At 55.3% G+C, this 20,727-nt stretch carries 18 protein-coding genes; 11 read left to right on the forward strand and 7 right to left on the reverse strand.

Annotation, left to right across the window (positions count from 1 at the left end; all coding sequences use genetic code 11):
- Positions 1-2: 2 nt before the first annotated feature.
- Positions 3-758: a Stp1/IreP family PP2C-type Ser/Thr phosphatase gene (locus tag GSQ91_RS20390; protein WP_158823822.1), complete on the reverse strand. Its 756-nt coding sequence runs from the start codon at positions 756-758 to the stop codon at positions 3-5.
- A gap of 197 nt (positions 759-955) precedes the next feature.
- Between GSQ91_RS20390 and GSQ91_RS20395 the strand changes: the two genes are divergently transcribed.
- The 3 genes from GSQ91_RS20395 to GSQ91_RS20405 all read left to right on the forward strand — a co-directional run bounded on the left by GSQ91_RS20395 (position 956) and on the right by GSQ91_RS20405 (position 3,371).
- Positions 956-1,816 (forward strand): YkgJ family cysteine cluster protein, encoded by an 861-nt coding sequence (locus GSQ91_RS20395; RefSeq protein ID WP_158823589.1) that lies wholly within the window; start codon positions 956-958, stop codon positions 1,814-1,816.
- A 74-nt stretch (positions 1,817-1,890) separates the two neighbouring features.
- On the forward strand, positions 1,891-2,958 hold the full coding sequence (dinB, locus tag GSQ91_RS20400) for a DNA polymerase IV (RefSeq protein WP_158823590.1): 1,068 nt from the start codon (positions 1,891-1,893) through the stop codon (positions 2,956-2,958).
- A gap of 269 nt (positions 2,959-3,227) precedes the next feature.
- Positions 3,228-3,371, forward strand: a complete 144-nt coding sequence (locus GSQ91_RS20405; RefSeq protein ID WP_158823591.1) for a DUF3309 family protein — start codon at positions 3,228-3,230, stop codon at positions 3,369-3,371.
- 133 nt (positions 3,372-3,504) lie between these two features.
- Here the strand turns inward: GSQ91_RS20405 and GSQ91_RS20410 are convergent, their stop codons facing one another.
- Both GSQ91_RS20410 and GSQ91_RS20415 read right to left on the reverse strand, forming a co-directional pair.
- The gene (locus GSQ91_RS20410) at positions 3,505-4,434 is read right to left on the reverse strand and encodes an SMP-30/gluconolactonase/LRE family protein (protein ID WP_158823592.1); all 930 of its coding nucleotides are present in this window, start codon (positions 4,432-4,434) and stop codon (positions 3,505-3,507) included.
- A gap of 76 nt (positions 4,435-4,510) precedes the next feature.
- Positions 4,511-5,620, reverse strand: a complete 1,110-nt coding sequence (locus GSQ91_RS20415) for a hypothetical protein (protein WP_158823593.1) — start codon at positions 5,618-5,620, stop codon at positions 4,511-4,513.
- 158 nt (positions 5,621-5,778) lie between these two features.
- On the opposite strand from GSQ91_RS20415, the gene GSQ91_RS20420 reads away from it, so the two are divergent.
- On the forward strand, positions 5,779-6,051 hold the full coding sequence (locus tag GSQ91_RS20420) for a hypothetical protein (RefSeq protein ID WP_158823594.1): 273 nt from the start codon (positions 5,779-5,781) through the stop codon (positions 6,049-6,051).
- The gene (locus GSQ91_RS20425) at positions 6,048-6,584 is read left to right on the forward strand and encodes a hypothetical protein (protein ID WP_158823595.1); all 537 of its coding nucleotides are present in this window, start codon (positions 6,048-6,050) and stop codon (positions 6,582-6,584) included. The genes GSQ91_RS20420 and GSQ91_RS20425 overlap by 4 nt, the downstream gene beginning before the upstream one ends.
- Positions 6,585-6,641: 57 nt before the next feature.
- Here GSQ91_RS20425 and GSQ91_RS20430 read toward each other — a convergent pair whose 3' ends face one another.
- Positions 6,642-8,612, reverse strand: a complete 1,971-nt coding sequence (locus GSQ91_RS20430) for a pyrroloquinoline quinone-dependent dehydrogenase (RefSeq protein WP_158823596.1) — start codon at positions 8,610-8,612, stop codon at positions 6,642-6,644.
- A 412-nt stretch (positions 8,613-9,024) separates the two neighbouring features.
- Here GSQ91_RS20430 and GSQ91_RS20435 point away from each other — a divergent pair, with 412 nt between their 5' ends.
- The 4 genes from GSQ91_RS20435 to GSQ91_RS20450 all read left to right on the forward strand — a co-directional run bounded on the left by GSQ91_RS20435 (position 9,025) and on the right by GSQ91_RS20450 (position 12,400).
- Positions 9,025-10,110 carry a sensor histidine kinase gene (locus GSQ91_RS20435; protein ID WP_158823597.1) on the forward strand — a complete coding sequence of 362 codons (1,086 nt, stop codon included), beginning with the start codon at positions 9,025-9,027 and terminating at the stop codon, positions 10,108-10,110.
- Positions 10,107-10,883: a LytTR family DNA-binding domain-containing protein gene (locus GSQ91_RS20440; protein WP_158823598.1), complete on the forward strand. Its 777-nt coding sequence runs from the start codon at positions 10,107-10,109 to the stop codon at positions 10,881-10,883. The genes GSQ91_RS20435 and GSQ91_RS20440 overlap by 4 nt, the downstream gene beginning before the upstream one ends.
- 78 nt (positions 10,884-10,961) lie before the next feature.
- Positions 10,962-11,819 carry a class I SAM-dependent methyltransferase gene (locus GSQ91_RS20445; protein WP_254064754.1) on the forward strand — a complete coding sequence of 286 codons (858 nt, stop codon included), beginning with the start codon at positions 10,962-10,964 and terminating at the stop codon, positions 11,817-11,819.
- Positions 11,820-12,019: 200 nt separating this feature from the next.
- Complete coding sequence (locus GSQ91_RS20450) at positions 12,020-12,400, forward strand: nuclear transport factor 2 family protein (RefSeq protein WP_158823599.1); 381 nt, start codon at positions 12,020-12,022, stop codon at positions 12,398-12,400.
- A 147-nt stretch (positions 12,401-12,547) separates the two neighbouring features.
- Here GSQ91_RS20450 and GSQ91_RS20455 read toward each other — a convergent pair whose 3' ends face one another.
- The gene (locus tag GSQ91_RS20455; protein ID WP_158823600.1) at positions 12,548-13,342 is read right to left on the reverse strand and encodes a hypothetical protein; all 795 of its coding nucleotides are present in this window, start codon (positions 13,340-13,342) and stop codon (positions 12,548-12,550) included.
- A gap of 474 nt (positions 13,343-13,816) precedes the next feature.
- Positions 13,817-15,022: a TIGR03118 family protein gene (locus GSQ91_RS20460; RefSeq protein WP_158823601.1), complete on the reverse strand. Its 1,206-nt coding sequence runs from the start codon at positions 15,020-15,022 to the stop codon at positions 13,817-13,819.
- Positions 15,023-15,303: 281 nt separating this feature from the next.
- On the opposite strand from GSQ91_RS20460, the gene GSQ91_RS20465 reads away from it, so the two are divergent.
- Together GSQ91_RS20465 and GSQ91_RS20470 are read left to right on the forward strand one after the other, a co-directional pair.
- Positions 15,304-16,353 (forward strand): methyltransferase, encoded by a 1,050-nt coding sequence (locus GSQ91_RS20465; RefSeq protein ID WP_158823602.1) that lies wholly within the window; start codon positions 15,304-15,306, stop codon positions 16,351-16,353.
- Positions 16,354-16,730: 377 nt separating this feature from the next.
- Complete coding sequence (locus tag GSQ91_RS20470) at positions 16,731-17,996, forward strand: hypothetical protein (RefSeq protein ID WP_158823603.1); 1,266 nt, start codon at positions 16,731-16,733, stop codon at positions 17,994-17,996.
- Here GSQ91_RS20470 and GSQ91_RS20475 read toward each other — a convergent pair.
- Positions 17,986-20,661: a glycoside hydrolase family 31 protein gene (locus GSQ91_RS20475; protein ID WP_254064755.1), complete on the reverse strand. Its 2,676-nt coding sequence runs from the start codon at positions 20,659-20,661 to the stop codon at positions 17,986-17,988. The two genes, GSQ91_RS20470 and GSQ91_RS20475, sit on opposite strands and share 11 nt — an antisense overlap.
- Between the last annotated feature and the right edge of the window lie 66 nt (positions 20,662-20,727).

Raw genomic sequence — 20,727 nt, forward strand, 5'->3', positions numbered from 1 at the left:
CTTTACGCTGCCGCGGACTGCAGCAGGATGCATGTGATGTTGTCAGCACCGCCACGCTCCTTGGCCAGCTCAATCAGCTTCTCGCAACGCACGACAAGCTCCTGCGGCCCTGCAAGCTCGGAACTGCTTACCATCTGGGCAATCTCCTCGTCGGTCACATAGCGTGTCAGGCCATCCGACGCTAGCAACACCAGGTCACCCTGTTCCAGATCCACACCAAACAGATCCGGCTCGACACTCTCTTCAATCCCTATTGCGCGTGTAATCACTGACTGCATCGGAGACTCGTCCGCCATTGCCTGCGTCATGAGACCTCGCCGCACCTGCTCGGAAAGAAACGTATGGTCCAGCGTCAACTGCGTGGGTTCTCCCTCGCGGAACAGATAGGCCCGGCTATCTCCAACGTTGACAACCATCAGCCGTTCACCGATCACATGCGCGGCGACCAGCGTAGCCCCCATCCCGCGGTGATGCGGCTCCAGGAGCGCGCGGTCATACACCGCCCTGTTCGCAGCTATCGCGGCGTGAAACAGTGCGCTCTTCGACGTCTCCGCGTCCGCGTCTCCGGTGGTTACGGCCACGCCAAAGGCTTTCAGGAACTCCTCGACTGCAATAGCGCTGGCGACTTCGCCACCCGCAACGCCACCCATGCCGTCGCACACCACATATATCTGGTGCTCCGCGTCGCCACCAAAGCTATCTTCGTTGTTCCCGCGTACGCAGCCGATGTCTGTTTGCGCCGCTGCCAATACCGTCATTGCCACGCGCATCTCCTTCACCGGTCTTATCCAACCTGCTATCTATTCAGTCCGGCGGGAACTCTTAGATTCTTTCGAATCAGTATAGACACCGAGAATAGCCTCGTGAACATACATTGCTAGAAATTTCTTTTCAGTTGTGTGAGATATGCGACATACTGTCTGGACTGTCACCAATCTATTGACGGGAGGCCTTTATGTCCGCACAGGACGACGCGCGCTCCAAAGAAGACCCGGCAACATCCGCCGAGTCCACGGCTCCCTTTGAAATCTCGCTCGGGGTCGGCCAATATCGAATCGCCGCGAAGGGGGATCTCCCCACTGGCCCGGCTCGCGTTGTGGATCTGCTGCCAATCCTCCACCAACTCAGCGATGCCATGACCGATATCGGGATTCAGGAAGCCACCAGCGATGGCAAGACCATTACCTGCGCTCCCCATTGCGGCGCCTGCTGCCGTCAGATGGTTCCGATCACCTACTCGGAAGCGCGTCTGCTCGTTGAGTGGATGATCGATCTCCCCGAGGAACGGCGCATGGAGTTGATGGCCCGCTTCGACGCTGCAGTGGCTCGCATGGAAGAGAGTGGCCTGCTGCAGCGGTTACACGCGTATCGCCATGGAGACCAGGACACGCTTCGGCAACTCGGCTCGGACTACTTCGATCTCCATATCCCCTGCCCATTCCTCGAAGACGAGTCCTGCAGCATCCATCCCATTCGTCCCCTGCGGTGCCGCGACTATCTTGTCACGAGCTCCGCTGAACTCTGCAAGTCGCCTTACACTTCGAAGCCCAGTGTCATCTGGCCGCCCATCTCGCTCTTTGTCAAACTCATCGACTTTCCGCCGGAGATGTCCGCGGCAAATACGGATGGATCGCATGTACGTCAGTGGTTTCCGATGACGCTCATGATGGAGTGGGCCAGGTCGGTTGACGCAGAGGTAGCGCCAACACAGATGTCCGCTGGCAATCTGATCAACTCCTTCTTCGCCAGTTTCGCAGAGAAGCCAACTCCGGCGGAAGAGCCAGCCCCTGGAGGCACGTTCAACTCGCCCTCTTGAAGACTTCTTCTCTGTCCATATAAGTTGGCACCTCCGTGACGCGACTTATAGGACGGGAATACCATGGTTGCGGGATGAGCCTTCGCAAAATTGTGCATATCGATATGGACGCGTTCTATGCGTCCGTCGAGCAGCGAGATGATCCAAAGCTGCGCGGCAGACCTGTCGTCGTCGCCTGGAAGGGCAAGCGTTCTGTTGTCTGCGCGGCTTCCTATGAAGCAAGACGATTTGGCGTGCGCTCGGCTATGGCGGCCATTCATGCCGAACGCCTATGCCCTGACGCCATCTTTGTTCCGCCAGATTTCACGCGATACAGAGCTGTCTCACATGCAGTGCGTGAGATTTTCCAGCGGCACACTGACCTGATCGAGCCGCTCTCCCTGGACGAGGCCTACCTCGATGTCACGGAGAACAAGGCGGGGCTTCCCACCGCTACCCGTGTCGCCGTCACAATCCGCGAACAGATTCTGCAGGAGCTACAGCTCACAGCCTCAGCGGGCGTGGCGCCCAATAAGTTTCTGGCAAAGATAGCTTCAGACTGGCGCAAACCGAACGGGCTCTTTGTGATTCAGCCAACAGAGGTAGAAGGGTTTCTCGCACCACTGCCGGTCGGCCGTATTCCCGGCGTCGGCAAAGTGACCGAAAAGAAGCTGGAACAACTCGGAATAAGAACTGTCGGCGATCTCAGAGAACACGAACTGGAAGCGCTGGAGAACTCTTTTGGACGATATGGCATACGTCTACACGGGCTCGCCCGAGGCCTCGACCATAGCCCGGTCGTGCCCAATAGACCCACGCAATCTATATCGGCCGAAGACACCTTTGAATATGACGTTACTCTGGCAGAGACGGAGCCGATGATACGGCGGCTCGCTGAGAAGACATGGATTGCTTCCCGCAAAGAATCGCGCATTGCACGAACAGTGGTGCTCAAACTGAAGACCAGTGAGTTCAACATTCTCACCCGCAGCCATACGCCTGAATCTCCACCTTCATCCTGCGAAGAACTCACCACCATCGCGCTTTCATTAAGAGAGAGGGTAGACATGGGTTCACGGCAACGATTTCGTCTAGTTGGTGTCGGCCTCAATAACTTTTATGCGCCCGATGATACGCCCGATCAGTCAACCCTCTTCGAATAATTGCGCATCGCGATACCTACTTCTGAGGGCCCAGGTCGTGTCTGACGGATTAGCTCATTTTTGATTCTGGAATATATCCACTTCGAAGATGGATGAGCGACGACATTCATACAGACAGATAGACTTCCGGGGAAGCGGTAGCACTGAAAGATGCATCTAAGACCTATTAGCTTTGCCCAGCGCTGGTGCTTTGCCTACTCTATCTTTCTTTTAAGGCGTTACGGCTGCTTGGCAGGCAATGAGCATCCTACAGGGTTAGGAGAACATTTATGCTCATTATTCTCATCGTCTTGCTTTTGGTTTTCGGTTTTGGCGGCTATCGTATGGGGCCTGGGTTAGGCTACTATGGCGGCGGTGGCGTTAGTTTAATCCTGTTGATCGTCATCATCTTACTCTTGCTACGAGTTTTTTAAAGACAGCAGCTAGCAGCTGCTAGCTGCTTTTGGGACTTAGGCTATTTAACCCTTCTCGGCGACGAACTCCTCTTTCACTCCCGATACATTCTATGCTGTCGATAGCGAACTACTCACGCGGTTCTCGGTTGAGCTATGGCCGAAACGAAGCAGACGGAAGTCCCGCAACATGCGTTCGCATACTGAAAATCCCACCATCTTCCACTCCGCCGAGTTGTGTACCTTCTCCTGCTGAGGTGAAGTAGAGTGTCTTCCAATCAGACCCGCCAAAGGTACAGGTAGTCGGATTAGGAACCGCCGTGTCAATGACGAGATCGACTGCCCCATCTGGTGCGAAGCGCACAATACAACCTCCTCCATAGCGGCAATTCCATAAGAAACCTTCAGAGTCCATCGCAGAGCCATCCGGCAAACCACGATCGAACCCTTCGCTGAAGACACGTCTACGAGATATCTGCTGGGCTAACTTGTCATAGTCATACACAGAGATTTCATTACGCAATGTGTCGCCGAAATACATCAAGTCGTCCGTCGGCGACCAGGCAATTGTGTTGGCGATGCCAACTCCGCTTTGCCACGTCTTTACAACTCCGCTGCCATCGAGAGAGAGCAATTGACCGATGCATTCTGTTGTCTCTCGCGTGCTGCCATCGGCTGCAACGTTGTTTTGCATTGTTCCAAACCAGAGAGTTCCTGCCGGGTCGACACGGGCATCGTTACAACGTGTTGCCGGCCATTGCGGCAACTTGTAAAGAATAGTGTCGCGACGGTCGCTCTCAGGGTTCCACAAGAGGATATGACCGCCAAGCACAACGAGTAGCTCTTCTGGATTGGTTGTAAGAGTAAGAGCTACAACCGGCTCATCGAACTCCCACGTCTGAAGATGGTTAGAACTCAGCAGGAGGCGATGCAGGAGTCTCCGGTTGACGTCCGTCCAATAAATAGCATCGTGCGGAGGGTGCCACACGACACCCTCCCCGCACACGTCTGCCGTTCTCGCGATACAACGAATACTGGATTGAAGGATCTTCTCCCCAGACAAATCGCGCTTAACACTTGCCATATCCCACCATCTTTAAACAGGCTTCCAAGTAGTCCCTAGCAAGGTCCGTGCCGCTGGCAATACCTACAAGAAACGCCTAGAACGGTCTGCCGCGAAATAGATACACCAGCTCGATGATCAAAATGATGACGACCGTCACTTCCAGGAAGAATGCCCGGGTCTGATTGAACTGGTCAACCATGAAGCGATATAGTTCCTCGGCAGTACGCACTTTCTGGGTCACGAGGTCCTTATAGTCAGGCACGCCTACCTTTAATGCCGCCAGTTTATAAAGCCGGGCTGAAAACATATCGCTGAGGAACTTAATGGCGTTATCGGCGTGCTCCGTTAGCTCCGCCACGTCGAGCAGGACCGTATGCAGGCGAGTTGCCGACCGCGCCAACCGCCATCGCGCAAAGATGCCTGTTCCTTCATCGAGGAGGGTATACACACGTTCCAGTTCCTTCGTCAGCAGATCGTCGTAGTGGCGAAACTCGAGCAGCTGCGAGTTCGCATACTCCAGCAACTGGATAGCGGTTTCCGCGCCCGAAGTGCTGTCGTAGATAAATGCCGCATTCCATCCGATCACAGCCAGATCATTGGCATAGTAGGAGATGCGAGATTGCAGTACTTCATTGCACTCACTCTCGGCCAGTTTCCCCATATCACCGCGGACCACCTGCGCGATGCAGGAGCCGTACCTCTGGATCAGGTCCGTGACGGAGGGTGAACTATTAACCTCCCGGATATGGAAGATGAGGTAGTCTTCGCTCAGCCATTCCTTGTACGGCTTGATCAATGCAGGGGCGGCACGTGCCAGTCTGCCGCGAACGATCTCTGTGGCCTGCGCCGCGAAGTCTACATCCCATACCCACCGGCTTGCCAAGCCCGTCAGCTTGTCCCATCCTCCAGTAAAAGCAAGCTCGAAGACGACGCTCAGTACGCCGTAGTCGTAGTACTTGATCTCACCTTGTAACCGTTCGCCGCTTTCCAGCACCAACGTCTCCACGGGTTCGACGACGGGCGGGCGTTGATAGCGGACATATCCCGGAGCAGGATGTTTCAGGTTGGGAGGCTCAACAGTGCGAGCACTGATCAGTGCTCGCAATTGGTCAAGACGAATCTCTTCACAGACGTCGAACTGCAATAAGACCAGTACTGAACCGTGTAGCGTGACTTCAGCGGTCTGGATCACAAGGTCTGGCATGCAGCAACAATCTTATCTTGCAGCCGTGACCGCCAGAAGAATCCCTGGATCGAGCCACGGCTGCAGGCATCAGTTTTTGTGGCATTTTGTGGCGGAATTGGTGCCAGCCAGCTTTCGACTCGTCGACCCTATCTTGGTACTGTGGTACATTGGTACATATGAAGCAACCAGAAGAACTGGAAGGGGCTGTCGAAGTCGAAAGGGTTCAGACCGGAGTCAGGATCGAGAAGCGGCTGTTGAAGGTCCTGAAAGCTGTTGCTGAACTCAAGGACATGAGCCTGGGAGATCTGATGGAAGGTATCGTGCTGCATGCCTTTGAAGGCAAGACGGCGTTCTCCCCGCAGACGCTTAAGGACATCGAACAGCTCAAAACTCTCTACGGAATGACGCTCCATGCGTCCGACAGCCATCATTTGAAGGAGCGCAAATGATACTGCATACTCTCGCCACCCTCTTATTGGTCTCTGCCATGACTTCCCCGCAAAAGATTGAACCGAACGTATCACCTGCTGAACTCACGCATGTCAGCAACAGTTTTCACTTCGACATCTCTGCCCCGCTGGAGCGTGTGGCGCCACTCTTCGGTCCCGAAGCGGAGCGAGGCTGGGCGGGCAAGCACTGGAATCCTGTATTTCTTTACCCTCAACCTGGGAAGGACGTACAGGGAGCGGTATTCACGGTCCAGCATGGTCCTCATAACAGCATTTGGATCAATACGATCTTTAATGTGCCGGGCGGACGGATGCAATACGTTTCGTTTATTCCTGATGTCCTCGTGACGATCGTCGATGTAAAACTTACGCCCCTAGATCGATCTCATACGGCTGTGGAAGTGACCTATGCCCGAACAGCCCTGCAGGCTGCCGCCAATGACGATGTGCAAGCCCTTGGAGACAGCGATCGTGACAACGGCCCTTATTGGAAAAAGGACGTTGAGACGTTCCTAGGGCTGAAATCAAAATAGGTTGCGGGTGCAAGTCAGATACCTGCGATCCTTGGGGTTGTGAAGACGCTCTAACCCTCACGGCAAAGCGAACGCTACGATGGCATCGGACTGAGGTTCTTCGTCAATATGAGCGTGGCCTCCAGCGGCAATCACAATGTATTGCTTCCCCTTGTATTGATAGGTCATCGGCGTGGCATGGCCGCTGGCGGGAAGCTTCGCCTTCCATAGTTCCTTCCCGGTCTGAGTATCAAAGGCACGCAGAAATGGATCAATCGTACCGGCGACCAGGACAAGGCCTCCCGCAGTTACGATAGGTCCTCCCAAACTCGGAGACCCGGGTGGCGACGCCGAGTCTCCCAAGCTGGGAGACCCAGGTAGCGACGTCGAGTTGAATTGACCGAGTGGGATCTGCCAGCGGATCGTTCCGTTCGCCATATCTACCGCTGTGAGCATTCCCCAGGGCGGCGGAACACACGGCAGATTCTTCTCCGGCGAACGAAAGAAACTTCGAAACATTCCGTAGGGAGTTCCGGTTTGAGCGGTGTATTCTCCCTTCTCCTCCCTTGGAGCCGAATCAAATTCAGCGCGCGGAATCAGCTTTACCTTGGCTGGAAGATTATTCGTGTTGGAGATCAGCAGATTCCGTTGCGGATCGAAGGCATATCCGCTCCAGGTCATTCCGCCGATGTTGCCCGGGATGGCCAGTGTTCCCTTCAGACTCGGCGGAGTAAAGATGCCTTCGTTGCGCAGTTCCTGTATCCACGTACGGCACGTCTCACGGTCCGCAGCCGTAAGGCCCCAGGCCTCATCCGCGGAGAGGTGCTGCGGCGCCAGCGGTGGAGGAGCCGAGGGAATCGGCTGTGTCGGCGAAGTGACCTCCCCGGGCACATCGCTTTGCGGCACAGGCGTCTCGACTACTGGGAACAGGGGCTTCCCTGTATCTCGATTGAGCACGTACAAAAATCCTGTCTTGTTGCCCTGAATGACGACGGGAACCTGCTTGCCTTCGTGCGGCAGCGTTGCGAGCAATGGCGGAGAGGCCGTGTCGTAGTCCCAGAGGTCGTGATGCACCAACTGAAATCCCCACGCGATCTGTCCTGTCTTGGCCTGGAGCGCCACAACCGAATCGGCCCATTTATTATCGCCAGGCCGCAAGCCGCCATAGTAATCCGGACTGGCACTGCCTGTAGGAATAAAGACCAGATCGCGTTTCTGGTCCACGGACATAATGGACCAGGCGTTCGCGGCGCCGGTCAACCATTTTCCTTTGGCCTCTCCGGCCGCCGATGCCGAAGGGTTTGGTGGAATCGGGTCCCAACTCCAGCGAAGCGTACCCGTGCGAGCATCAAAGGCTCGCACTACGCCGCTTGGCATTTCGGCACGTCCGTTGTCGTCGATCGCAGAGCCTACGATGACGATGTCGTCAATGACTGCGGGTGGGGAGGTGATGTGGTACCAGCCGCTTCGAAACCCAGGGACATTGCGAAGGTTTACCTGGCCCTTCTCACCGAAGTCAGAGCAAGGCGCTCCTGTAACGGCGTCGAGAGCGATGAGGCGTGCATCGATGGTCGCCTCAAAGATGCGCCGGCGGCATAGTTTATGCGTCGATCGCTCAGGATCAACCCAGGTGGCGACTCCGCGATTAATCAAGCCATCTCCTGAATCCCAGGTCTGGTCGATGTGGGGATCGTAGGCCCATCGTTGCGTCCCTGTCTCAGGATCGACGGCGATTACGCGATTGAATCCCGTGGTGAGATAGAGCGTTCCATCGACCATAATCGGAGTCGTCTCCAACCCGCTCCGATGTCTATCTCCGCTGCCGTCCGAGATGTCGGTGGTATGGAATGTCCAGGCGACCTTGAGCTTCGAAACGTTGTCGCGGTCGATCTGCTTCAAAACCGAGTAGCGCATTCCGCCTTCATCGTTTCCATAGTGCGGCCAGTCGGATTCTTTTGAGGTTTGGGCGTGGCTTGAGCCTGCGAGCCAAAGCGCGCCGATGCAAAGTGCAAGCGGCCAATGTGTCCTCGTGAAGAGCAGAGTTTTCATGAATCAAGAGATACGTGATGGTATTTCAGTGGAGCAAAGGAGTTGGGACGAGCGGGACTGAGGAGGGATGAACGGGATAAATTCCCGTTCTTTTGAAATCTATTCAGAGAAGATACCGAGACAACCGCATTTAAATTCACCTAGCACATACGAGGAACAAGCAACAGCAAAATCCTTAACGCAGAGGACGCGGAGGTTTCGCAAAGGTCGCAGAGGGTGTCGTGGCGGCCTTTGCGTTTTTCCCCTGCGCCCTCTGCGTTAAGGATTTTGGCTGCTCGCCACGAATATGCCGAGAAATGAGATGCGTTTGCTTTGGAGTAGATACGTTTAGCCGTTCCAGAAAGGGTGATGTTGCGATACTGTGTATTCATTGATACAGACGAAGCTTCAATCCGCAAAAGATTCCTACGCCGTGATAAGCCGCAAGCAATCCTGGCTTCTGGTCTTCCTCGGATTTACGGCGCTGGGGTTCCTCAACTTTGAATACCGCTATCTCGACAATCTTGCGCGAGGTTACACGCATACCTTCGTAGTACGCCTGTTTGAGGAAATGACCGGCGCCTATACCGGCCTGCTGCTATTCCCACTCTTCCTCTGGCTGGTGCGAAGAACCCGCATTCGAAGAGATAACTGGTGGCGCATGGTACCCCTGACGATGCTCACGTTCGTCGTTATCTCCATTTGCGATACGACCCTGATGAGCCTCAGCCGCAGTGCGCTCGCGCCACTATTCGGCCTGGGGAAGTATGACTACGGCAATATGTTCTACCGCTATCCCATGGAGTTCGCGCAACATGTGCTGCTGTTTTCCGTTGCCTTGAGCACAATCTATTTCTTCGATTCCTATCGTGACGCGCGGAACCGCCAGTTGGCCAGCGCCGATCTGGAGGCGCGGCTGGCCGAGGCTCAATTGCAAAATCTTCAGTTGCAGCTGCAGCCCCACTTTCTCTTCAATACGCTGAACACCATCTCATCGGTGATGCACGAAGACGTGGACCGTGCCGATACCATGCTGGCGCAGCTTAGCGATCTGCTGCGCCGCACTCTGCGGCTCAGTCACTCCCAGGAGATCCCGCTCAAAGATGAGTTGTCCCTATTGAAGCTGTATATCGCGATTATGGAGGAACGTTTTGCAGAAGAGCTGAAGGTAAAGATTGAGATAGATCCAACGCTCTCCGAAGCACTCGTACCCCAACTCATCCTGCAGCCGCTGGTCGAGAACTCCATACGCTATGCGCGGGGGGCACACAGTTCCAAGCTTGATATATGCATCGTTGCGAGTCGAGACCAGGAAGATATGGCTCTTCGAGTGAGTGACAACGGCCCGGGAATTCCCGGGCTTGAAGATGGACGCTGGAGAAAAGGGATCGGGCTTTCGAACACCGAACAACGCCTCGCCGGTCTTTACGGAGAGAGCCAAAGGATGTTCCTTGAGAATGCAGAGGGCCTCACGGTTACGATTCGCGTTCCGCTGACGACGGAGTCTTCCGTCATATGACTGCTGCTCCTCCGCTACGAGTATTCGTCACAGACGATGAGGCCCCCGCACGGAAGAAGATCCTTCGCTTCCTTGCTCAGGAGCCGGATGTTTGCGTTGCAGGAGAAGCCAGCAACGGCGCAGAGGCTGTACTTGGAATTCAGAAGACCAAACCTGACTTGCTGTTTCTGGACGTGCAGATGCCTGGGATGGATGGTTTCGATGTGATTCGAGCATTGGACCCCAACGCTCTTCCCAGAATCGTCTTTGTTACGGCGCACGATGAATATGCGATACAAGCATTTGAGGTTCATGCGTTCGGTTACTTGTTGAAGCCCTTCAATCAAGAACGATTTTCCAAAGTCCTGGAAGAGGCGAGACAACATGTCCGGAAAGATCTGAGAAGCGATGTTGTCACCCACCTTCAAGGACTCCTGGCCCAACTTCAAAACCGCACGCAATCGCAGCCGAAGCTCCTGGTGCAACAGAACGATCGGGGTTTTCTGCTGTCGCTCCATCAGATTGACTGGGCGGAGTCGGAACGAAACTACCTGAACCTCTACGTTGGCAACCAAATGTATACCGTGAGAGGAACAATCGAAGCCCTTACGGAAAAACTAGATAGCTCGCAGTTCCTGCGGGTCAATCGTTCCTGCCTGGTCCGCATCGACTTCATACGTGAACTGCACAGCTGGACCCACGGTGAGTACCAGGTCATCTTGTTATCCGGCAAGACGTTGATGTGGACACGACGCTATCTAAACCACCATCCAGAGTTGTTGCGAAAACTTTAGAGAAAGAATTGCTCTTTCTTGCCACGATCAGGAGTCGCGGCTCTGGGATACCCTAGACAAGAACTTCAGGATTTAGCTATGGAGAGCATGCAGGAAGCAGCCAAACCGTCTCGAACCGCTCTTGGAGTCGCCATCCGCAGAGCTTCGCACCAGCTCTACGATTCCCCGCCGCTGGTATTGGAAGATCCGATTGCTGTTCGGATTCTAGGCGAGGACTATCGTCCTGCATTGGAAGAGGCCGCTGCGTCCATTCACGAGAGGTCTTCTCTTGGAATGCGAGCCTGGGTTGTTGCGCGTAACCGATACGCGGAAGACAAGCTGGCCCAAGCCGTAAATCTAGGGGTCCGACAATATGTTCTTCTCGGCGCCGGTCTGGATACTTTTGCGCACCGCAACCCGCACCCCGATGTTCGCGTCTTTGAGGTCGATCACCCGGCTACCCAGCATTGGAAGCGCGAGCTTTTGGGGTCGAGCGGATTGCAAGAGTCCCCTAACCTACACTTTGTCTCCGTCGATTTCGAGCGTCAAAGCCTTGCCAGCCAACTGGAAAATAGCGGCCTCGATTGCAAAGCTCCTACTGTCTTCGCGTGGCTCGGAGTTGTGCTCTATCTTACCTATCCAGCCTTTCGCTCCACTCTCGACTTCATTGCCACGTTTCCCGAGGGCAGCGGCTTCATTATGGATTACGCTTTTCCGCGTGAGGCACTGCCGCCAGATGAAGTGGAAGCTCGAGACGCTCTCGCTGCCCGCGTGCAAAGTATAGGCGAGCCTTTCCAACTCTTCTTTACCAAGGAAGAGATTGCTACCGAGCTAACCGATTTCCAGACTGTCGAGGATTTGGGTGCGACAGAGCTTAACGCCCGCTACTTCGCTCATCGTACCGATCGGTTGAATCTTCGCGGAAGGTCGGGACGCCTGCTCAGCGCGTGGCGGTAAGGTAGATCTGTCGAATAGAAGGCGGGCGTTCTGTCGTGGCTGTCGTTTCTTCGATACGCTCCAGGAGGCATTCGTTGTTATCTCAAATTCGCATCGCGTGGACCGCCATCATTTTCGCGCTTCTATTTTGTTCGAACGTCTCTACAATAAGAGCTCAGCAAAAGCCCCTCACCGCCGAGCAGACGAAGATTGTAGATACGGTGAGTACGATATTCACAGCAGCTCGCACAGACGATATCGCGAAGTTCGATTCGGTGATTGCGCCCGGCTTCTACATCTTCGATGGAGGCCTCCGCTTCAACGGAGATTCGATTATGACCTTCATTAAGACCCAACACGAAGCAGGCAAGCGCTACGAGTGGAACGTGACCGAACCAGACGTCCATATCAGTGGCCATACTGCCTGGATTGCTTACACCAATAAGGGCAGCATAAGCGACGCTTCCGGCACCAGGAATCAGAGCTGGCTGGAATCGGCTTTTCTTGAAAAACAGTCAGGCATCTGGAAGATCGTGTTTATGCAGAGCACCCGTGTCACCGTAGCAGCACAAGAAAATCATGGTGTGACGTCACAGCATTGATAGCGTTGGTCAGAATGCATGGAGTGTGCGGGCCACCATGCCACAGGAGATGAAGGCTTGTCCCAGGGGCTGAAGCCCATTCTGCGGCGGTCCCTTAATGTCCGGTCTAAAGTCCGGACCTATCTCAGAGGCAAAAGCAAAACACCTCTATTTCAAGGTTTCGCGTTGCGCCAGCACCTTATGCAGGGCATCGTCGAGTGTGCCCTTGAAGATAAGAATCTTCATCTCGTACGACGCTTGTGCGTTGTGTGGGAGGGGCACATGCGGATCAACGTGCTGGCAGGTAAGCTCTGGATTGCTCCAAACATTGTCAGGCTCCCGTGAGAAGCTCGCGGCTACCCAATCGTGATCGGTAGAGACCGTGACGATCATCGGCACATCCACGACACGCGAGCTGTAACGGTAGGTGATGCCATCGTCCCGATGCTGCACCCGCTCTGCCGGAACAGGCGCGGTGTAGGACGCATGATAGCGAACAGGAAACCAATCCTTGAGAGGCATCGTCAGTCGTTCCGGGGTCTCGGAGGCTAGAAGATCAAAACCCTCTTTGTAGTGAACGTACGTTCGTTCCAGTCGCGGATCGTAAAAAACGGCGCTAAAGCGAGGGTCGGTGATCGCCGTCGCAAAGTCGTAGTCAGTCGTAGAGTGGTTGACGAACTCGTAATGAAAGAGGATTCCATCGTCTGCCAGTGTCGCGCGGGCAACGAAATGGATCTCCCCGAAATCGGCGGCATACTCAAGCCCGTTCCCCGCCCTCTTCCATTGCGGCGCCGTGCCCTGGAGCCCAGGCTTGAAGATATAGAGATGCTTCGCGTCACTCTGCCCGTGGGCGCGAACCGTTACGTGCTCAGGCAACAGAATTTTGAAGCTGCGTTCACTCGCAGGGTCACCAGGAACCACGACCTGCAGGGCCGGGTTCCGATCTTCTGCATCTACCGCCATGCGCACACCTGCAGCATTGTGGACTTCAAGCACTTGCGCGTGTGCGGAGGGAATAAGTAGGAAGGCGGAGATCAGAAGCCATGCAAGACGTGACGATCTGGGTTCACGTGTAGCCTTCTGAAGACGATTGCCTTGTGACCGGACCATAAGTGAACCCTTTCTACACAACCTACGTCACCCTTAGTCTAGAGCCTGTCATTTCGACCGACCAGCCAGGAGTGGAGAAATGACATACTTTGGGGTTGTACAGCGAGTCCTTTGGCTTCTTCGGTAGTGTAGGCATCCGCGAAATACAGGGGTTTCTAGACGCAAAGCGCGCCACAAACATTTGCATCACGCTCTGCATCAAGGGGTTTCTCCACTCCCGTTGGTCGGTCGAAATGACAGACTTCGGGGGGGTGGGAACGAGCGCAGGTGGAATGCAGTGACTGATTCGTCCTGCATTCCACCTGCGTATGGTTCGGGTTAGTTGATTTACTGGTCGTTGCCTTCGGTCAGCTCTGCAGCGACTGGCTTGAGGTATCCCAACAGACCGCCTGTACCTTTATTAGGACCGGCGGTGAAGTACAACTCGCCGGCGGGAGAGCCTGCGGGGTCGTAGCTGCTGGGAGTTGCGCTATTCGCTGGAGTGATGGCCCAGATGCCGTTGACGGCAAGGGGCTGGCCGCTCGCGTTCTGCAACAGGCCATCAAATTTACCGGTGGCCAGGTCATAGGCAGCGATCGTGCCACTGCCCTCGGTGGTGCCTCCGCCAGCGAACTGGCCGATCAACAGATCGTGGCTGAAACGCCCGAAGTCGAGGGGTGCAAGCGCTACGCCCCAAGGTGCATTGAGCTGATCTCCGTGCTCGAGGCGCTGCAGGAGTTTGCCTTGTGAAGTGAAGATGTCCACGTAGCCGAGCCCTGGACCATCTGTCTCGATGGGTGAGCCTTCCTGGTGGAGGACGAAGGTAACGACAATGTCGTTGCCGATGGCCTGCACGTTGAAGGGCACGAAGTGAGGCGGAAGCAGGAGATCGGTGAAGGGCTGTTCTTCGAAGCCGAGGAGGCTGCCGAGGAGTCCACCAATAGGCTGCTCTTGCAGGTGGACCTTATTGAAGGCATTGTCATAGACATCCACACGGCCTTTGTTAAAGTTGGCGGCATACAGATAACGGTTGCCGTTCACAAGCGCGCTGGTGAGGCCGGTGTAGGCGGAGCCATCCGTCGTCTTGACGACAACGACCGCGTTCGTTGAAGGAGCCGCTTTTCCTGGGGTGATGCCGACGGTGGGGTTCCATCCCACGATAGCGCCATCCAGCGTGGAGAAGAGGAATGCGGCTGCAGGTCCTCCAGGCAGGATGAAATCGGTCGTGCTGCCATTGGCGATTGTGCCTGTAGGAGTTCCTGCGGGAAAGGTTTTGTTCGTGGGATCAGCTTTCGGAATGGTAACGATCAGAGAGTTTTTGACGCCGGCACCGTTGAAGAGCGTGCTGAGGCCGGAGCCGTTGTCGGAGATCCACCAGGGACTGCTGGAACTGCGAGAGAGGCCCCAGGGATTAATCAGGGTTGGGTCGGTGACGGGAGCGACGCCAGAGGTGTTGGATACGAGATTGACCTGGGTATAGTGCTGCGCGAGAGCAGCAGTTCCCAGAGACAGAACCAGCGATGCCTGAGTGGCCATACGCAAAAAGCTTTTCATTGGAGGTCTCCTAATACGGTAAGTCCCGCGGGTATAGGTACCTTTGCTCCGTCTGTTCCGGAGCAAAGGCTGGAGGCGAATCGCAGGCGGGGAGGAGCTGCAATCGAATCCTCAGCGATACTAGGAGGCCGATCAAAGCTTGATGTCAGGGGCTTGTCAGAACTTTGTCATCTTCTGAAGACACAAGGAAGGTTGTCAGCGCCTCCTTTGTCTTTCCATGCATTTTTGAAAATGCCTTCGCTCCCTTTCTAAGCTATGATTTTGTCCGACAGGAGCACGCCATGGCTGAGGTTTCTCCGGGCATCGGTAATGTCGTCCCCAACACAGGGCTCGTAGAGATGGCAATGGCATACTCTCGTAGCCGGATCCTCTGCGCGGCCGCTCGCCTTGGAGTTGCAGACGCACTCGGCGATGCAGAACGCAGTGTTGAGTCTCTCGCTAACACCTGCCACGCTGATGCCAATGCGTTGTACCGCCTGCTGCGAGCGCTCGCCAGTATTGGCATTACTACAGAGACGAAGCCTGCGCATTTCCGCCTGACTGCTTTTGGTGAACCGCTTCGCAAGGATGTGCCTCAGTCCGCGTGGCCTGCCGTTGTCTTTTGGGCAGACCTGCTGGCCGATAGCTGGTCTTTGCTTACCGACTGTGTCCGCACCGGTAAACCGGCTGACCGAGTGCGCGATCCCGATATCCCTTCGCGCTGGTCGCAGGACCCCGAAGCCTCGGACATCTTCCGGGCTGTGATGGGCACGGCTCCTGCTGAAGAGTATCTGCCTCTTGCCCAGGCATGGGATTTTTCTCAATCCAGGATCGTCGCCGATCTCGGTGGTGGAGGTGGAGCCCTCCTTGCTGCGGTGCTCCAGATCTATCCCCATCTGCACGGGATGCTCGTCGATCATGAAGCGAGCATCCTTGCAGCCCAGCCCCGTTTCGCGGCAGAACCTCTCTCCTCCCATTGCGAACTCATTGTTGCCGACCTGACCCAATCCATTCCGCCTGGCGCCGACACGTACATGCTGAAACATGTTCTCCACGGATATCGAGACGAGGGCGCCATCAACCTCCTCAAAAATTGCCGGGCCATCATTCCGAAGGATGGACACCTGCTCATCATGGAGTTTGTCCTGCCTCCGCTCGTCTCCCACGCCGACCCGCAACTCGAAGGGCGGCTCATGAGTGACCTCAACATGCTGGCCGTTACTGGTGGTAAAGAGCGTAGTGAACGCGAATGGAAAACACTTCTGGAACCGGCAGGATTTGCTCTGCGCCACGTGCTCTACCCCTCAGGCGATAAAGTCATGGTCGGGGTTCTTGTAGCAGAGCCCGTCTAGGGCGCGTTCGATGAATTTAAGCTGGTTGTTTTTCAGAGTAACCGCATGTCTCCGAGTAGGGATTCCAACGGCGCAGGCTTTCTTGTCAACCTTCTCTCAGGGCGTATATAGTTTCGAGCCAAAGCTAAAATAAGGCAGCGTTGTCATTAGCAAGCTCCATTTACAGTAAAAAGTTTTTGGAATCAAGGTATTACATGCCTACCCCGCACAATCTGGAAACCCCTCATGACCGATATAAGGGGACAAACCTTCCGTTGGAACACGACGAGAGATGGCTTCTTGTACAACGCATCATCAGAAGTACGCACTTCGTTAAGGCGTCTCAACTCCGGGAGATTCTGACTTATGTGGCGCACCAGGTAATTTTGGACGAAGGGGTGGCAATCCCCGAACATGAGATTGCCTGCAAGGTATTGGGGCGCAGGGAGGGCTTCAATCCAAATGATGACAATATCGTTCGGGTCCAGGCTGGACACCTGCGAAAGAAACTGGAGCAATATTTTGCCACCGAAGGCCGTGAAGAACCCTATGTCCTGGAGATCCCCAAGGGAGCCTATGTCCCTCGTTTTGTTCCGCGGCTGAACACCAGTGAATCACGATCAACGTTCACAGCAGAAACTTCCTTTTCCGCGAGGGCCGAACAGGAACCGGCGTCTGTGTTCCCCCGTACGCAAACTGCTCTTGAAAACGAGCCTTCTGTAGCCGGTCTTTCCGATCAATCCCTCCTAAAGGCGCGGTGGAAGCTGCAATCTCTGCCAAAGGTTCCCTCGTACTGGCTTCTGGCCGCTTTCAGTCTGGGGATCGTCGCCATGATTTGCTTCTATCGATTGGCTTCGACACCGCCTCTCATTGCCGCGGCGAGAGGGCTGCCTCGAAACATGATTGAGCAGCGCATCTTTGCCTCAGGCGCTCCTCTTTCGATCGTCACTACAGATTCAAGCCTGGTTCTGCTGCAGAACACCCTGCACACCGATATCTCCATCAGCGATTATGTCGGAGGACAATACCCTTCCAACCTGCTGGCGCATTCTTCGGACGACGCACGCAGAGTTGCTCTGGAAAATGCTACAGCCGGACGTTACACCAGTCTGGGAGACCTGACGATCGCCTGGCAATGCCAGGAACTAGCCCAGCAGTTAGGAACTTCGGCAACACTACGGTATGCGCGTTACATGAGCGTTCGGGACTTCGAAAAAGGCAACTTCATCCTTATTGGAAGCCGTAGGGGAAACCCCTGGATCTCCCTCTTCGAACCACAACTGAATTTTGCGCTCGAAGAGGACAAGGAGACACATCAGTTCCATTTTTTAAATAAAACCCCCGAGCCGGGCGAACAGAAAACTTACGCTAACGAGCAGGAGCCCCACGGAGACTATCTAAGCTACGTTGCGATTGCTCTTGTTCCAAATCTGACGAAGACGGGTTATGTTCTCCTCCTTAATGGCTCAATTATGGACTCTAACGAAGCCGCCGCTCACCTGGTCTTCGATGGAGATTTATCCCCTCCGCTTTTGCAGGCAATCAATCACCAGGCAGCCGATAAATCGGAATACCTTGAAATTTTTCTGCGGGTCCATTCGCTGCAAGGTGCGCCGAGCAAATTCGATGTCATTGGCACACGAACTGGTGTCATCAATTTCTGAAAAGTCGTTCTGGTTTGCCGTCTTTTAATTGGGCCAAAGCACGCTCAAGGGAAGGCTTATAGTTTTGAGCGCGCTCTTTGGCGTTACCGCCGCCGGGACGCTTGCTGAGCCGCTCGACTAGCTGATCGTCGGACAAGTTTGCAACAGAATCAAGCAACTGTTGCACAGAAGTCTGCGCAGCAGTGTACTTCTGCGCAAAGTGCGACAACTCATCACGCGCTGTATCGGGATGGTAGCTGAGCCTGTCGCCGGTCTGCCACGCATCGATCAGCGGATCGGGCGACCAGGCAAAAGGCCATTCCTGGTTGAGGATATCGTAGGCAGAGTGAAGCCGGACTACGGCTCCGGCAAAGCCGTCCAACTGTGCGCGGGCTGCCTGAGAACCTGCAACGCGGTGAACTTCAATATGCGTGGCTTTCGATGTGGGGTATATGGGGATACGAACAATGGTGGACAGCGTGTTGCCGTCGTAGGACCATCCAGGAGTCGTCGCATCGGAGGGTTGGAAGGCAAGCGGCTCTCCATCGACCGTGACAGATTCAGGTGGCCAGTCGGCTGGCAGCCGCAGTTCGTAACCGCGATTGCTCTGTATGCCGGGATAGCTTCCCTGTACGGGAGCGATGTCCACCGTAAGAGTGTCTCCCTGCTGTGCTGCGGAGATAGGCGTGAGCGCGTAGACACCCTGCTTGTAGGATTCGGAGTCACTTCCATCTTCATACAGCGTGTAGGAAGAAGACTGTCCATCGACTAAAGGCCAGATGTTCAGGATAAGCGGGTCGACTGGTTTCTGGCCGGTATACTGCATCGGCGGCTGCATAGGCACAATCGCTCCCGCGCGAAGATAGACGGGTTCCTGACTGATTGAAAAGGAGCGTTCGACCGTCGCAGGACCAGAGAGGTGTTTGCCGGAAGCCCACTCCACCCAATCGCCTTTGGGGATCCAGACACTCTGCTTCGCGAGTTGGGTTGCAGGATCGGCAGCCTGAACGATCGGCGCAACGATCATGGAGTCTCCAAACACATACTCGCCTTTGTTGCTATAGGCCTCCGGGGCCTCGGGGTAGTCATAGTAAAGCGGGTGCAGGAAGGCGGTGCCGGTATCGTAGGTGCGGCGTGCCTCGGTGTAGAGGTAGGGCTCCAGAGCGTAGCGAAGCTGGAAGGTAGAACGCAGGATGCTGGAGTATGGCTCGGGATAGGCCCAGACGCGGCGCTCGGCGTCGGGGTTCTTCGTAGTGTGAGTACGAAGGATGGGGCTGAAGGCGCCGAACTGAACCCAACGCGTATAAAGTTCGGGACCAACGGAACCCGGTGTGTGGCCACCGATGTCATGACTCCAGTAGGCATAGCCGACATTGGCCGCGGTGGACGTAAACCACGGCTGGAAGGCAAGCGAATCCCAGGTGGAGACTGTGTCTCCGGAGAAGCCTATCTGATATCGGTGGTTCCCTAGACCACCCCAACGATGGAAGAGCAACGGACGTTTCCCCTCACGCTCCTGGTCCGTGAAATGAACGTAGTTGAGCCACCAGGTCGGGTTGACTCCAGCTATTCTGGTGGATTTTTCCTGCTGCCAGTCAATCCACCAGAAGTCTATTCCCTGCTTTTCGAGCGGGTGATGCAGAATGTCGAGATAGTTCTGCGCGAATTTCTTGCTGGCAATATCGAACGGAACATATTGCTTCTCCGCAGGGTCCTGCCCCATAGCCCGGGCCATCGTGGCGTATTGGTCTTCCCAGGGTTGAATGCCGGAGGCTGGATGCAGATTGAGTGTGACCTTTAGACCATCGCGATGCAGTTTGCTGAGGAAGGCAGGCGGATCGGGAAAGAGCAACGAATTCCACGAGTAGCCGCCCCAAGCCTGCTTGTGCCCTGAGGCGTCCATCGTCTCGAAGTGCCGCCCTAAGGTCTTGTGCCAATCCATGTCGATCACGAAGACGTCGAGAGGAGTATCGTTCTCGCGAAAGCTGCGAGCGAGCTCATCTATCTCTTGATCGCTATAGCCCCAATAGCGCGACCACCAGGCCCCAAAGGCAAAACGCGGTGGCAGAGGAATGCGGCCAGCCACACGGACATAATCGGCAAGAGCCTGTTTGTAACTGTGACCATAACCAAAGAAGTACCAGTCCTGCCGGTCGCCAGCGGGACGTGAGATGACCCAGGGCCACGTGCTCTGTTCGCCTTGCGCAAAGGTGAAGTCATCCGAATCGAACAGCGGGCGAGTGGAATCGTCGATCAGTGTCCAGCCATTGCGGGAGAGCAGTCCGGGCTCGATCGGCTCATTGGTTTTGTCGCCTCGCACATCGTCGAGTGTGCGAGTGGTGCCTTGTAGGTTACCGGTGTCGCTAAGGCCAGGATGCCAGACAACAGGCGCACTGTCGTCGGGACGAAAACTCGTCAACGTGATCGTCAGATCTGCGGAGTTGAACTTTCCATTGTCGTGCGGCGTGTAACGCAGAAGGAGCGCACTGGTTTCAAGGATGAGGGTCTTGCCCTTGTGAGTAACCTTGAACTCCGGTACTGTGAGACGGCGATTGAGAAAGACCAGGGAGGAATGATCTTCAAAGTGGCCATCCTCAGCCCACTCCATGCGGATGAGCTGCGGTGTAAGAACAGTGAAGCGCGCATGGGATGACACCACGATGGCTTGCGGATCAGCGGTAGCCAAGTAGGAAGACTCCGGAGATCTCTGAGGACTCTCTGTAGAAGACTGGCCACTCATTTGTGCCGGCAC

Source organism: Granulicella sp. S156 (assembly GCF_009766105.1).
Lineage (GTDB): Bacteria > Acidobacteriota > Terriglobia > Terriglobales > Acidobacteriaceae > Granulicella.